Annotated in this window: 10 protein-coding genes; 4 read left to right on the top strand and 6 right to left on the bottom strand. The window is 46.0% G+C overall.

The window, feature by feature from the left end; all coding sequences use genetic code 11:
• The first annotated feature begins 6 nt into the window (after positions 1–6).
• Positions 7–669 carry a hypothetical protein gene (locus ACJJI1_RS17410; RefSeq protein WP_413665465.1) on the top strand — a complete coding sequence of 221 codons (663 nt, stop codon included), beginning with the start codon at positions 7–9 and terminating at the stop codon, positions 667–669.
• Positions 666–2,636: an alpha/beta hydrolase family protein gene (locus ACJJI1_RS17415; RefSeq protein ID WP_444957426.1), complete on the top strand. Its 1,971-nt coding sequence runs from the start codon at positions 666–668 to the stop codon at positions 2,634–2,636. Before ACJJI1_RS17410 ends, ACJJI1_RS17415 begins: the two co-directional genes overlap by 4 nt.
• Positions 2,637–2,704: 68 nt before the next feature.
• Here the strand turns inward: ACJJI1_RS17415 and ACJJI1_RS17420 are convergent, their stop codons facing one another.
• Both ACJJI1_RS17420 and ACJJI1_RS17425 read right to left on the bottom strand, forming a co-directional pair.
• Positions 2,705–3,481: a LytR/AlgR family response regulator transcription factor gene (locus ACJJI1_RS17420; RefSeq protein ID WP_444935656.1), complete on the bottom strand. Its 777-nt coding sequence runs from the start codon at positions 3,479–3,481 to the stop codon at positions 2,705–2,707.
• Positions 3,462–4,514, bottom strand: coding sequence for a sensor histidine kinase (locus tag ACJJI1_RS17425; protein ID WP_444957427.1), 1,053 nt, complete (start codon positions 4,512–4,514; stop codon positions 3,462–3,464). The genes ACJJI1_RS17420 and ACJJI1_RS17425 overlap by 20 nt, the downstream gene beginning before the upstream one ends.
• Before the next feature lie 394 nt (positions 4,515–4,908).
• On the opposite strand from ACJJI1_RS17425, the gene ACJJI1_RS17430 reads away from it, so the two are divergent.
• On the top strand, positions 4,909–6,726 hold the full coding sequence (locus ACJJI1_RS17430; protein ID WP_444957428.1) for a haloalkane dehalogenase: 1,818 nt from the start codon (positions 4,909–4,911) through the stop codon (positions 6,724–6,726).
• 350 nt (positions 6,727–7,076) lie between these two features.
• Positions 7,077–8,846, top strand: a complete 1,770-nt coding sequence (locus ACJJI1_RS17435; protein ID WP_444957429.1) for a DUF885 domain-containing protein — start codon at positions 7,077–7,079, stop codon at positions 8,844–8,846.
• 584 nt (positions 8,847–9,430) lie between these two features.
• On the opposite strand, the gene ACJJI1_RS17440 is transcribed toward ACJJI1_RS17435, so the two are convergent.
• Genes ACJJI1_RS17440 through ACJJI1_RS17455 form a run of 4 tightly spaced genes read right to left on the bottom strand, consistent with a single transcriptional unit; the run spans position 9,431 to position 14,609 of the window.
• Positions 9,431–10,594 (bottom strand): acyl-CoA dehydrogenase family protein, encoded by a 1,164-nt coding sequence (locus tag ACJJI1_RS17440; RefSeq protein ID WP_444957430.1) that lies wholly within the window; start codon positions 10,592–10,594, stop codon positions 9,431–9,433.
• Between the two features lie 11 nt (positions 10,595–10,605).
• Positions 10,606–12,630 (bottom strand): acetyl/propionyl/methylcrotonyl-CoA carboxylase subunit alpha, encoded by a 2,025-nt coding sequence (locus ACJJI1_RS17445; protein WP_444957431.1) that lies wholly within the window; start codon positions 12,628–12,630, stop codon positions 10,606–10,608.
• On the bottom strand, positions 12,630–13,433 hold the full coding sequence (locus ACJJI1_RS17450) for an enoyl-CoA hydratase/isomerase family protein (protein WP_413665473.1): 804 nt from the start codon (positions 13,431–13,433) through the stop codon (positions 12,630–12,632). Before ACJJI1_RS17450 ends, ACJJI1_RS17445 begins: the two co-directional genes overlap by 1 nt.
• A gap of 9 nt (positions 13,434–13,442) precedes the next feature.
• Positions 13,443–14,609 (bottom strand): acyl-CoA dehydrogenase family protein, encoded by a 1,167-nt coding sequence (locus ACJJI1_RS17455; protein WP_413665474.1) that lies wholly within the window; start codon positions 14,607–14,609, stop codon positions 13,443–13,445.
• Positions 14,610–14,674 lie beyond the last annotated feature (65 nt).

The following is a 14,674-nucleotide window of genomic DNA, read 5'->3' on the forward strand; positions in this document are numbered from 1 at the left end:
GTTATTTTGACACTAAATTTTAGAAGCGTGATGCCGGTAGGCTATCAGGTAAGTGGAGTAGATACTCTTCTTAAAGGCATAATATTTGCGGCAATCCTTGTGTCTGAATCAGTAATTGCTCGGACGCTATCATTGGTACCCTATGATAGTCCACCTGAGTTAGAGGGCGGGCGTGGGTATGTTTTGGTTAAGCTAGATGTAGGAGGTACTGCGCCCTCAATTGAGTTTGCTAAGATGTACGCTAATGGAAATAAATACCTGCTGAGTGGGCAAAAATATAAACTGCGAAAGAAAGGTCGTTATAAAGTCAGCCTCAAGGATAAGTCCGAAGGTTTTTACCTGATGACAGTCCCAGCTGGCCTGTACCAAATTACCCAAATAAATGCACCTTACTTCAATCTCCCCTACAAACTAGATACTGCTAAGCAGCGTACTTGGCGTTTTCATGTGGAAGCTAAAAAAACAAATTATATTGGTAGCTTGTTTATAGGTAAGCAAAGAAAGTCAGATACAGTAGAAGTCTATTTCAAAAATCGAATAGCAACAGATTTAGATGGAATTCAAGAAGCTATAAATTCATTAACTGAGTTGTATCCTCTAGTATCTGGTGCGGGAGTGCAAGATGAATTCTTGCAAAGTTGGTTAAGTCCTTTGGAGATAAACCAATGATTGTTTTTTTTCGAGGGACTTTATTGGTTTTGTTGTGCATTCTGGTGAAAATTGGTCCAGTAGTAGCAATGCCAGCAGAAAGCTACTTTAAATCGATTGATACTATAACAGCACAAGTCAGTCCAGATGGAAGATTGGTAGCGTCCATTAAGCAGAGTGATGCTAGTCAAAAGTTAGATATTTGGAGTCGTGAAGATGGGTCTAGTCATACCCTGATTGATCTCGAAACATTGACATCCAGGGATGCATCAATTCAATTTATCCGTTGGGTTGGCCCAAAGTATCTTGTTGCCCAGTTTAAGGAAGTCAAGAAGGGTGTTAAAAATTTATTAGATACCAAGCCTGCTTATCGACTATTAGTGCTTGATGTCTCAGGCTCCGAAGGCCAGCCTCCAGAAATATTTGAGGTAAAAACACCAGGATGGTTGGTCCATGCGTTGCCAAACAGGCCGGGCCATTTTCTGTATGCAAAAAGTGGGATTTACTCCAAGGTATACAGTATTGACGTATCTAAGCTGAACCGATTTAAGCAGAAAGCAAGTAAACTTTTACGAAAAGATGGAGGCCAGTTTACAGTTCAGAATGAAGTGGCTTCAGTTGAAGGGTATGCGATACGCTGGTTTTTTGATCCATCAGGGCAGCCAAAGTCAGTTTTGTTTTTCAATGACAGCAAGCTTCATTTGAGTAAAATTGTTGATGGACACTCTACCGCCCCAATAAAGAGTTGGTCTGAAGAAGAGTTGGAAGAGGAGCCCGCCCCCGGAGCAGAGCATGGAATCCTTATACCGGTATCTATAAGTTCGGAGTCTGGAACTTACTTTTGTTTAGATACTAATTCGGAGAAAGATCGGGTAGTTTACCGCTGCAATTTCACTAGTGGAGAACAGAGCATAGTTTATCGATCTGATAGCTACGATATTATCGATCTGATAATAGAGCAATCGACAGGGGAGTTGATTGGTGTAAAAGTCGTTCATAATGGACGGTTAGAATATCAATATATTGATGAGGATAGACAAGAAAAAAATGGCATGGAGAGTCTACTGAAAACAACAGTAGGAAGAAGCCTCGATAGTACTATAGAGCTTTACTATAGTGAGAGCCACGGCCAGCCAGGACGTTATTTCCTTAGCAGGAAAAATCAGAAAATTGACCAGCTAGTGGCTTCAAAATTTCCACATTTAAATGATCAACTTGAGAGTCGCCAATACCACGACCAGGTTAAAGTGGAGGGATTGGATATTCCCTATATATTGACCATGCCAAAAGGTAACGGGCCATTCCCTCTTATAGTTATGCCACATGGTGGTCCTCTTGGCGTTTTTGACCATCAGTATTTTGACTACTATACACAGTTCTTTGTGGCGAATAATTATGCCGTTTTAAGGGTAAATTATCGAGGATCGAGTGGTTATTCAACTGAGCTGGAAGAAGCGGGTGTTCAGCAGTGGGGTAACTTAATGCTTGAAGATATATTTCAAGCAACAAAGGTGGTAAGTGACCGAAGCGATATTTTGTCTTCGGAAATTTGTTCTGTTGGAATGAGTTATGGTGGATATGCTGCACTAATGATGGCTATCAAACACCAGCAATTGTTCCGCTGTGCAGTCAGTGTGGCCGGTATCACAGATGTTAACCTCTACCTGAACTCACCCTATGCAACTGAGGCTCAAAGTAAGTGGTTGCTGGAGAATGTTGGAGATACTGTTAAAGACTATGGCAAACTGAAGGACATTTCACCGGTATATCTGGCACAAAACCTTCAAAGGCCTGTATTTATTATTCATGGTGAGAAGGATGAAACTGTTGATGTTGAACATATGTACCGCATGAATATGATGTTAAGTAAGTTTGATAAGGACTATGAGTGGAAACTATATCCAGAAATGGCTCATGGTCCTACTGATAGTGAGCACCGTAGAGCTATTTTTGGATCGATCATCAGCTTCCTTGAAAAGAACATGTAGGTTTCTGGGGTTATGGAGGCTCGGAGTAATTTCATAGCTGTATTTGTGGGATTACTTAGAGCCATCTATTACCCAATTAGAGAGCTAGCTGAGACTTTAATGCTCTCCTTTAAGATGGATAGAAAACTGCGAGATACTGGGATAAGTGTATCTGTTCCGGAAAGCCGGACAAAATGGCGTCGTGACTGCAACTTTAATTCAAGGATTCTATGGCTGTTAATGATGTAGCTTCGATGTAATCGGTAAAAAGTTTCCTTAGGTAGCTGCTCACTGAAACTGTCAAGAGTCATATCTGAAATAATGGTATTTGTATTGTGAGATTTAACTCCTGTCTCGGTAAGGTGGATGCGACGATAACGACCGATACTATCGATATAGTTAATTTGGTCATATTCAAATATCTTCATTTGATTGTAATCACTCAAAACCAATCGGTTTCCGCTTGTCGAAGACGTCTGTTGCCCTAAGGCATACATTTCTTGCCGTAATATCTTGCGAATGCTTTTCTTTATTAATTCTGGATGAGCAGGCTTTGTCAAATAGTCAATTGCATTTGTGTCGAACGCACGCAGGGCATAGTGCTGATAGGCTGTTAGGAAGACAAGTTGATAGTTTATATGTTGAGTTGCATTGGCCACATCAAAGCCATTCACCTCTGGCATTTCAATGTCAAGGAATACGATATCAGGGCTTTTGGTTATGATCTGCTTTATTGCTGACTTCCCATCAGTTACTTGCGCCACAACTTTCAATTCATCGAAGGTGTTGATTACTTCTATTAGATTGGATCTTGCTGCAGGTTCATCATCGACAATAATTACTTTTTTAGTATTCATTTTCGCCATTTTCAACCTGCGGGGTTATGGATGAATTTACTTGTGGGAAGCGAATTTTCAAACTTGCTCCTTCACCGCTTGAATTTAGCTTAAGGGCGTGGTTGTCACTGAAGTTGACTCTTAATGTTTGAGTTAGAATACGTAATCCTTCACCATAAGTGATGTTCTTGTCATCAAAGCATGCCCCTGTATCCTGAACTTCCACTTCTATGTAGCTATTATTTAGTTCCACATTTACACTCACATGCCCACTTTTGGCGTAGGGTGCAATACCGTACTTTATGGCATTTTCCACAGCTGGCATTAATAGTAATGAAGGTATATTCATTCCATTCAAATTTTGTGGGCAGTCAATATCAAAGGTGAATCGATCCTCAAAGCGCTTTTGCTGCAGCAAGAGGTATAACTCGATTAATCTTAGTTCTTCCTCAATAGTTATCCATTGGGTTTTGGTTAAGTTGATTGTGTCGCGCAATAAATCGGAAAGGCTGTAAATGAGCTCTTTAGCTTTTGATGGGCGCTGAATGACTTCTGATGCAATCAAATTTAGAGTGTTAAATAGAAAGTGAGGATTTGATTGCATTTTAAGTATTTGTAGCTCTGCCTGTTGTGCATGAATCTGCGAGCGATAGAAGAAACTTTGCTGTTGAAATATATATATGGCAAAAATATAAACTGTCGATTCAAGTAGCATTATCGCCAATGGTAATATTTTAATGTCAGGTACTTTGAAAGTTAATGGGGGTTCTACGATCGGTGCAATGCTTATAAATAGAAAAATAACTACAATTGGTCTAAGTAAGTAAATGTGTTTTTCTTTTAACAGTCGTAGAGGGCTGTTGGGAAGGTTTTCAATAAAAATGAAAAGAAGGTGACATAAAATAAATATTCCCCATATTTTAGCTGTAGCCAACAGGAAGAAGTGGGGGGTTAGTGACTCAAGTGAATAAAGTGTAGCAGAGACGATAAAGATATTCACCCATGGCCATATTAGAAGAAATATCCATGCTTGGATCTTATTTATTTTGCGAAATTCAAACAAGGTTCCTTGCCTATATTGCATTCAATATCGATTTTATATATCAAAATATCAACAGTGAATGATATAGGTAATCTCATATGAAAGAAACTTGCCATTTGCTCCATTGAGCTTGAAATATGCACCGCTCATACAAAACATTCTCGATTGCAAGCAAATTTTTAAGTATCTAAGCATAAGTTTATGTATCTCTGGTTTTTAAATTGGCGGAAGTTAGTCATGTACTTTTTTATAGAGTTTTCCCTGTTTAATTAATGATAAAACTTCCAACAGTTCTGGTCGTGCGGAGATTTTCACCATCCGCACAATTCTGTCATAGGTGGATGCTCTGATGGTGATATGAATATCCTCTCCAGTTAAAGGAATTTTTATTTAATGTAAAAGGAAGGTTTATATTATGAATTATTCTTTTGTCTCTATATCTAAAACTCCCCAATATATCTCTCTATTCCGGTGTCTGTTCGGTATCTGCTTTTTGGGTTCCCTATTGGTTGCTTGTGACTCGGATGACTCTGAAGATGTCTCAGGGACAGAGATTCCCTTAGTTACAGGCCCAAATAGCGATGCTTGTAAATTGTCTGAAAGTGAAATACATGCAACCGCTACGGGTTTGGAATACATTGTTACTCCCGATGCCTGTTTTGACTCCCTCTCAGGATATGAGTTTGAGCCAAGTTACGTAGAAATTGACGGCTTAAATATGCATTACGTGGATGTTGGGCCTGATAATGGTGAAGTTATACTGTTACTACATGGTCAACCCAGCTGGTCCTATTTATACCGAAAAATGATCCCGATCCTTGCTGATGCCGGTTACCGAGTGATTGCACCAGATCATATTGGAATGGGAAGGTCAGACAAGCCGATCGACGTCACAGTACATCAATATGAACAACATGTTGCTTGGACTAAGGCGTTTATTGATAAGTTAAATTTAACTGATATTAATCTGTTTGTACAAGATTGGGGAAGTGTTATTGGTCTTCGTATTGCAGGTGATATGCCACAAGTTATCGGAAGGCTAGTTGTCGCGAATGGTGACCTTCCGGTGATTCCATTGGGGGGAAATCCTTATATATACCCGACTTTTGAGATTGATGAATCACTGGGTGATGCAGAAACATTCTTTACTTCAAAATCGACTGACAGGGTGGAGGGATTCCAACAATGGATTAACTATGCCTCTAGTGTACCGGAATTAATTGCTGGAGATGTGGTACAAACATTGACTATTAACCTGCTAAGTGATGAGGAAGTAATTGCGTATAACGCCCCCTACCCAAATATTGAGTATAAAGCGGCAATACGAGCATTTCCTGCGATGATGGTAGGTATTGAAATGCAGAATTTTTCTGCCTGGAAAACACTTGGAGCTTTTCACAACCCTTTTATGTTTAATGCCGGTGAGTATGATATCAACTTGGGGAGTATTGAAACGCAACAGAAGTGGGTGGAGCATGTACCCGGTTCGGATGATGGTGATCATAGGCGCTTTGCTGCAGGCCACTTTATTCAAGACGATGTAGGCGAGGAATTGGCCATACACTTTTTAGATTTCTTGCGAAATACTACGGTTGAGGAACCATTGCAAGCTGGCGGTCCACTCTTTAATTTTCGCTATTGTGAGATATTACTGTCTTATCTAGACGGAGCTGAGGAGTCAACAGAGATTTGGGGTACCCCGGGTGTTAATTTTTGTCCCCAAAATCAGTGGGATGCTATCAACTTCAGCGATATAGAAATTGAGTATGGTGCGCTTTTTGCAATCCCTAATGGGCCGCGTTTTTTTGTGGTGGATGAAATTTTAGGTGGCGATATTGTCTCACCTAGTCCGGATGATGAACACCGTTTTTTCGGTGACTTAGAAATGCGCTTATTGACTACCATGAATTATAGTTCTGATCTCGGAGAGAGTGTTTCCTATATTCCTGGACAAGTACTAAGGAATAATACTTGGTTGTTTTATGAAGGCCGTCGTGTTTATGAGCTAACTGATATCAATGGGCAGGTGTATATTATGCAATCATTTAGTCGTATTGAGGTCTCTGATCTTCAGTTTGACGATTTAAAAGACCTGGGAAGTCGCCTCAATCTGCCAGAAGGCTGGACATTTAGAAGTCGCATTCTAAGTGAGCCATTAGAAGTCTCCGCCATCGATGGTATTGCTGAGGTGGTACAAGACGACTTAGGTAATAGCTACCAGTTAGTGCCGTAATATAAATGAAGTAACATTCATCGGTGTTATAAGGAATTACTGTTCTTTAAGAAGCCCATTTTTATTAAAGTGGGCTTCTTATGCATCGCCATACCCTTCAAGTGCATAGGTTAATGGAGGCTTAGGTGGTCTCTATGTCAAGTTGCTAGCGCTTGTTACTTGTGACTCTGTCAATTAAACGAGTTCCGCGCTCTATCTCTGGGATTTATCTATAAATATCCTCGCTTCGCCGATATTCCGCATTTGAGGTGTTGATACTCATTTTGTTACAGTGCCTACTATAAAACAGGAAGTTGAAGTTTTCTTTGTAGAAACCTTTTTAATGAGTTTTATGTTGCGGTCTTATAAGAATGATTAATGTAAAAAGAGCGGGTTTAGGTGTATTGGTAGTTTCATCGGTCCTAATGGGATGCTCAGTTGCTGATAACCAAACTGATGTGGCCGGTAGGGAAGCTATTGACAACTCGGCGCTACTCCATGATCTAGCGGATCAATATGCCGAAGCTTATTTAGAAAACTTCCAGCCGTACGCTTACTTCTCAGATATGGAGCTGGACAGGCACAACCTTTTTTTAAGTAACTCCCCCAGTAACGCTGCCTCTCTAGCGGCATCTGAGGACAGAATACTCAATAAACTGGCAGAAATAGATATTAATGGTCTAAAAAGTGATCAAGAGAAGGTATTCTACTTCAAACTGAAAGAGCGATTAGAGTCCAATGTTGGCCTAAGGGTGTGTAAGACTGAACTCTGGTCTGTTGATCATATGTTTGGGCCTCATATCATTCTTGGCTTTTTGACCGAGGTTCAGCCGGTTGAAACAGCCCAAGAAAAGGCAGATGCGATTGAACGTTGGCTTGACTCGGCTCGTTACTATGAGCAAGAAATAGCCAATCTCCGCCGGGGGTTAGAGCAAGGTTACTCCGCACCTCAGAGTGTGGTTAAGCGAGTCATTCAGCAAGTTGATGGCTTGACCCAAGTACCTATCGATGAGCACCCCTTCTTGGGTTTAGCGAAGAAAGCTGGGGACCCTGAGTTTGAAGCTGCATTTAAACAGGTGCTTTCAGATCACGTTATCCCCTCAATGGAGAATTACAAGAATTTTCTAGAGTCTGCCTATTTACCTGAAGCCAGAGCCGAGCTTGGTATCCATGCGATTCCTAATGGCCGTGAATGTTATATGGCTCAGTATCGTTCTTATACGACATTGCAGAGAACACCTGAAGAAGTTTTTGAACTAGGCTTAAGCACTGTAAACGCTAATAAGAGTGAAGTGGTTCGTTTAGGTAAGGAACTTTACCAGGTCGATTCCTATTCTGAGTCGGTGGCAAAGGCCAGTGAGGATAAAACTCAGAAATTTAATAGCGCTGATGAAATGCATCAGTTTTATGAGCGCCTGGTAGATAAGTCTAGAGATTTAACTGTTGATTTCTTCCATGAAATGCCTTTGATCGAAATGGAAGTAAAAGCCATCCCTGAGCATGAACAGGGCTCAGGTCGCAGCGCACACTATATTCCGGGCACCAAGGAGCGCAAGGCGAGATTTGGATATGACCCGACAACTTACAAGGATGAGTCTTACGCTTCTGCAGAGAAAGTTACTATCCATGAAGGGTACCCGGGCCATCATATGCAAATTGCCCTCGTACAAGAGCAAGAGAAGTTTCACAAAATAGAAGATGCTTTGTCTAACTCTGCTTTTGCTGAAGGTTGGGGTAGGTACTCTGAGCATCTAGCGGAAGAAGCGGGAATGTACCAGTATGGGTCAACCAAGATCCTAAGGAGAGCATGGCCTGCGCGAGGAATGGTAGCGGATACCGCAATGCATGTACTTGGTTGGAGTGATGAAAAAGTTGCGGAATTTTTGCAGGATTCTGGAGCTTCATTTGCTAAAGGCCCGAGGACTCTGATGGACCGAATGGCAGTAATGCCGGCCCAGCTTACCTCTTATGATTCTGGTGCCCTCGAGATTTTCGCCTTGCGAGAACTGATGCAAAATGAACTGGGCGAGGACTTCGATATTAAGGACTTCCATGAAATCATTCTTAGAAATGGCAATGTTCCTATGGCCGTACTAAGTGAGCAGGTAAGGGATTTCATTCAGGATAAGAAGCAAGGGTAGCTGCGTTTAAGTCTGATCTCGGGCTCGTGTTATTGCGAGCCTGAGCTACAAAGTTGGGTGCCAATTAATTTTTGACTAAGTGTCAGCGCTATATAAGTTGGGTTCCCGAATTGGGCTATGTTTAATTTTTTTACTATAGTGGTTTTTTCCTTCCCAGTTACGATTTTAATCAGTCACCTAAAGTTATCTGATCTGATTAAGTACCAATTTGAGAGGTACCATGAAAAATGGCTTAGGGATGGAAGTCCGATGGCTTTGTTTTTCAAACCGAGGGGTTCTTCCTCGTATGCCTTTCATGCTGTATGTAACAGGTTGGCTCGAGGGGAGAGGCCGGATTGGATCTTTGGTGATCCTTATGCAGAAATACTCTTTGGGAAAGTGAATTTTTGGGATGAATTTTCTAAATATCACACAATTCTCTTCGCTATCTCTATATTTTTATTCCTCTGGTAGTTATTAAGGTGGTTATAAAGTGGGTAGTTAATTGTTCTCTTAAGAAGTTGCTGCTGCCTGAGTCAAAGTAACTACCCCAAATAAAGCTTCGTAATTATTAATATGAATGTTTTCAGGGGGCCTTACACTTACTAAATCCCCATTTGCCTGGAAGCCAGATCCCGCATAATTTCTTCAGATCCGCCACCAATCGCATTCACCCGCACTTCACGATAGATACGCTCAATACGGCTGCCGCGCATATAGCCTGCGCCGCCCAACACCTGCATAGCCTCCCGAGCGCAGAACTCAAGGGTTTCTGTGGCTTGGACTTTGAGTAGTGCGATATCCGCTACTTTGAGCTGATGTTGTTGCTCTGCCCAGGCACAGAGGTCCAGATAGGCTTGGGTGGCATTGATGCGTTGAAGCATCTGGGCAAATTTGTGTCGAATCACCTGGTGATTGGCGAGACGCTTTCCGAAAGTCTGGCGCTCCTGGGCCCACTCAATGGCGTCCTGCAAACAGACCCGGCTGAATTCTACACAGGAAGCGGCAATGCCCAGGCGCTCGCGATTGAAGTTGTGCACTATGGGCAAGAAACCTTGGTTCTCACCGCCAATTAGATTATTCGCGGGGACGCGCACCTGATCAAAAAAGATACTGGCCGTATCAGAGCACCACCAGCCCTGCTTTTTATCGAGTAGCTGCCGGCTAACGCCTTCGGCATCCGCCGGGATTAAGAGCAGGGAGATACCGCCGAAGCCTTCCTCGCCAGTGCGCACGGCAGTAGTAAACCAGTTAGCGCGCATACCGCCGGTGATATAGGTCTTTTCGCCGGTAACGATATAGTCATCCCCATCACGGTCTGCGCGGCACTGGAGATTGGCTACATCGGAGCCTGCGCCTGGCTCGGTAACAGCCAGGGAAATATGCTTTTCGCCACGTAATACCGAGGGAATAACCTGATCTTTTAGGGCCTCACTGCCATAGTGCAGTAATGGGGGCAGGGCAATGCCGTGAACCATTAGGCTGGCGTAGAGGCCACCAGCGCCGGGGCGGGCTAACTCCTCTGCGGCAACAATCATATGGAAGACATCGGTTTCGATGCCGCCGTAGTTTTCCGGATAACTCATCTGCAGAAGGCCAACTTCTGCGGCTTTTTTCCAAAGCTCGGCGGGTAGCTGGCCGTCTTCGTCCCATTCAGTAATGTAGGGAGTAATCTCACGTTCGACAAAGCGGCGCAACTGGGTGCGCCATTCCTGATGGCCTTCGTCATAAAAGGGGCTTGCCATACGGGAGGCATCAATATCGTACATGCTGATCTCCTTTAGGAGGTGGCGTCGCTGGGGATTTTGGCGGTTTCCGTGGGAGCGGCTTCGATCTGAACTAACAGCTGGCCACCGCGTACCTGGTCTCCTTCACAGGCGCCCAGTTTAATTACGGTACCGTCGCGGTCTGCGCGCAGGGCGTGCTCCATTTTCATGGCTTCCATTAAGGCGATAGTGTCTCCCCGCTGAACTCTTTGATTGGGCTCAACCAATACCTGCACCAGGCAACCGTCCATAGGAGCCGTGATGCGGCCACTGCCTTCGTTAAGGCTCGATTTGGTCGGGGCGTGGGTGATATCGACAAAATGAAATTGCCTGCCGTCTAACAGGAGGTGCAGATTGCTTTGGTTGGCTAGAAACAGTCTCTTTTGGCTAACGCCATCCAGCAGAATTTCAGCGCTATAAACTCCAGTTTCTTTTTGTGATTTCTCAAAATGGACCCACTGAATCAGGAACTGCTGGTCGCCTACTGAGATTTGATAAGAATTATCTACTAACGCCAGCAGCTCACAGTTTAGGGTTTGTCCTGCAATTTCCAGTCGGTAGTTGATCGGCACGCTGTTGTCACCACTGCGCCAGTCACTGCGGCCGCTACGCCGATCCTGAGGGTTGGCTTGGTGCAAGTGATTAAGTAATGTGGCTTGGGCTGCGATTACTGCTGGAACTGGTTCTGCGGATGTCAGCGTGCTGTTTTGGTCGAGAAAGCTGGTATCGGCATCGCCAGCGATAAACTGTGATTCGGCCAGGATCTTCTGCAGGAAATGGATATTGTTTTTGGGGCCGATAAATTCCAGCCGGGTTAGGGCCTGAGTTAGCTTGCGCCGAGCTTCTTCTCGATCCTGCCCCCAAGCAATTAATTTGCCGAGCATGGGGTCGTAAAATGGCGTAATTTCGCAACCATTTTTCAAAGCGTGGTCGATACGGATTCCTTGCCCCTTTGGCGCTACCCAGTGGAGTACTTTTCCGGCTTGGGGCAGGAATTGTTGTTCCGGGTCTTCGGCATACAGGCGGACTTCAATGGCGTGCCCCTGCTGGGAGACTTGCTGCTGGGAAACGCATAGGGCTTCGCCGCGTGCTACTGCCAGTTGCCAAGCTACCAGGTCAAAACCGGTTACCATTTCTGTTACCGGGTGCTCTACTTGCAACCGGGTGTTCATTTCCAGGAAATAGAATTCGCCGTTGGGGCAGAGTAGAAACTCTACGGTGCCCGCGCCTAGATAACCGCAGGCTCGCGCGGCGTCGACTGCGGCTTGCCCCATTCTTTCCCGTAGCTGGGTGTCGACCGCTGGGGAAGGGCACTCTTCGACCACTTTTTGATGGCGTCGCTGTACGGAGCAATCCCGCTCCCCCAGGTGAATACAGTTGCCATGACGATCCGCAAATACCTGGATTTCGATATGGCGAGCGTTGACCAGTGCCTTTTCCAGAATTAACTCGTCGCTGCCAAATGCACTCATGGATTCACTGCGGGCGGCGCGTAACTGGGAGGCCAGCTCGTTGTCTCCGTGAGCCAGGCGCATGCCGCGCCCACCACCGCCTGCGGCGGCTTTGATCATTAATGGGAAGCCAATGCGCCGCGCCTCGGCGATCAGGGTGTCGTCGTCCTGGGCACCCTGGAAGCCGGGAATACAGGGTACGCCGGCTGCGGCAACAAACTCCTTGGCTTTGCGTTTGTTGCCCATCAGTTCTATGACTTCGGCACTCGGGCCAACAAAACTCAGTCCACTCTCTTCGCAAGCGCTGGCAAATTCCGCATTCTCAGCGAGAAAGCCGTAGCCGGGGTGGATGGCGGTGGCTCCGGATTTTTTAGCCGCGTCGAGAATTTTTTGGATATCCAGATAGGACTCCGCCGAAGTCTGCCCGCCAATGGCTACGGCGATATCGGCAGCTTGTGGGTGAAGTGCATCGCAGTCCGCATCGCTGTAGACGGCGACTGTGCGATAGCCTTCCGCCTGAGCAGTACGCATAATTCGCAGTGCGATCTCGCCGCGATTGGCGATTAACAGGGTCTCTGTTGTCGACATCAGTGCTGCCACTCCGGTGATCGTTTTTCCAGAAATGCACGGGCGCCTTCGCGCCCTTCATGGCCTTGAATTGCGCGGGAAAACTGTTGCGCAGCGCCGTCGAGCAGTTGGCTGAGGGCAGTCTCATCACTCACCCGCGCCGCATCCAGCAAGATTTGCTTGGTCGTTGCCAGAGCGCCGGGAGCGCAGGCATTGATCGCGCCCAGGTGTTCCTGCAGCGCGCCTTCAAGGGCTTCGGAATTATCGAGTAACTGATGGATTAACCCAATTTCCAAAGCCTGCTGTGCATTGACCTTTGCTCCGCTGAGGGCCAGGCGCCGGGCCTGGGAGAGACCGACCCGTGCCACGACAAAGGGAGCAATTTGTGCAGGCGGTAAACCCAGGCGGGTTTCCGGAAGGGCGAAGCGGCAACTGCGATCGGCAATGGCAATATCGGCACTGCAAGCGAGCCCGAAACCACCGCCCATTACGGCACCTTCCAATACGGCAATGACTATTAAAGGGGTGCGATTAAAGCGTTCCATCAGTTCACCGAAACGACGGTTTAGGTGAAAAAACACATCACTATTTCCATCGCTCGCGCCCTGCTGAGCATTGAGCATATCGGCAATATCGCCACCGGCGCAGAAGTTGTGTTCTGCACCCCGCAGTACCAACGCTCGCACCTGCGGATCTTCTTCCGCTTCTGCGAGTTTTTGCAGAAGCTCATCTACCATTTGCAAACTGATGGCGTTGCGCTGCTGCGGGCGATTTAGCGTGAGATAGCGGGCGATGCCGATGGTTTCATCAATAATTGTCTCCATGGCCTGACCTCACGCGGTGGGTTTGCGTTTGCTGGGCAGTATGCCCATCAGCTTACAGATAATGCCGAGCATTACTTCATCTGCACCGCCGCCGATAGCGGTGAGACGGCTATCCCGGTAAGCGCGGTTGATTACAGTCTCCTCGATATAGCCCATGCCACCCCAGAACTGCAGGCACTGATCGGGAATAGAGCGGGACAGGCGACCAGCCTTGAGCTTGGCCATTGAAGCAAGGGTAGTGACATCTTCACCTGCCACATAAGCTTCCACCGCGCGCCAGGTTAGAGAGCGCAGGCATTCCACTTCGGTCTGCATTTCTGCGAGGGCAAAGTGGATAGTTTGATTGTCGATCAATGGTGCTTTAAAGGCATGGCGTTCGCGCACATAGTCGATGGTGCTGGTTACACAGTGCTCCAGGCCTTTTAAGTTCAGCGCGGCGCCGGCGAGGCGTTCTTCCTGGAACTGAAGCATCTGCAATAGGAATCCGGCACCTTCATCGCCGATACGGAAATGTTTGGGCACCCGTACATTGTCAAAAAAGATGGGAGCGGTTTCCGATGAGCGCATACCTAATTTGTCGAGTTTTTCGCCGATGCGTACACCAGGCGTTTTCGCCGGAATAATGACCAGGGATTTGTTGCTATGGGCTTTGCCCTCACTGGTATTGACCAGGGTGCAGAAAAAATCGGCGCAGGGGGCGTTGGTGATCCACATCTTGCTGCCGTTAATCACATAGTCGTCGCCATCGCTCTTGGCGGTAGTCTTAATCGAAGCAACATCGGAACCGGCGCCGGGTTCGGAAACGGCAATTGCACCGATCATCTCGCCACTCACAGCGGGAATCAGGAACTGTTCTTTCAAATCCTGGCTGCCAAAATTAGCCAGGGCCGGGGTGCACATGGAGGTTTGTACTGAAATTGACAGGGGTACACCACCACAGTGAGCGCTGCCCAGCTCTTCCAGGAAAACGGTTTCGTAACTGAAGTCGAGACCCAGGCCACCGAAGTCCGTGGACTTACTGATTCCCAGCAGGCCCAGGTTGGCCAGTTGTTGGAAAATTTCGTGGATAGGAAAGCGGCCGGCCTTTTCCCATTCCGCCACATTGGGATTGATTTCCTGCTGTACAAAGTTTTGTACAGTGCGCTGCAGTTCCCGGTGTTGATCGCTAAATATCATTATTGTTTTCCCTGCCTTGAAGTGTGAACCCGGTGATTGTGTTAATGGGCAACCGCACTTCCTTG

Source organism: Microbulbifer maximicatervae (SeqCode), from assembly GCF_052467065.1.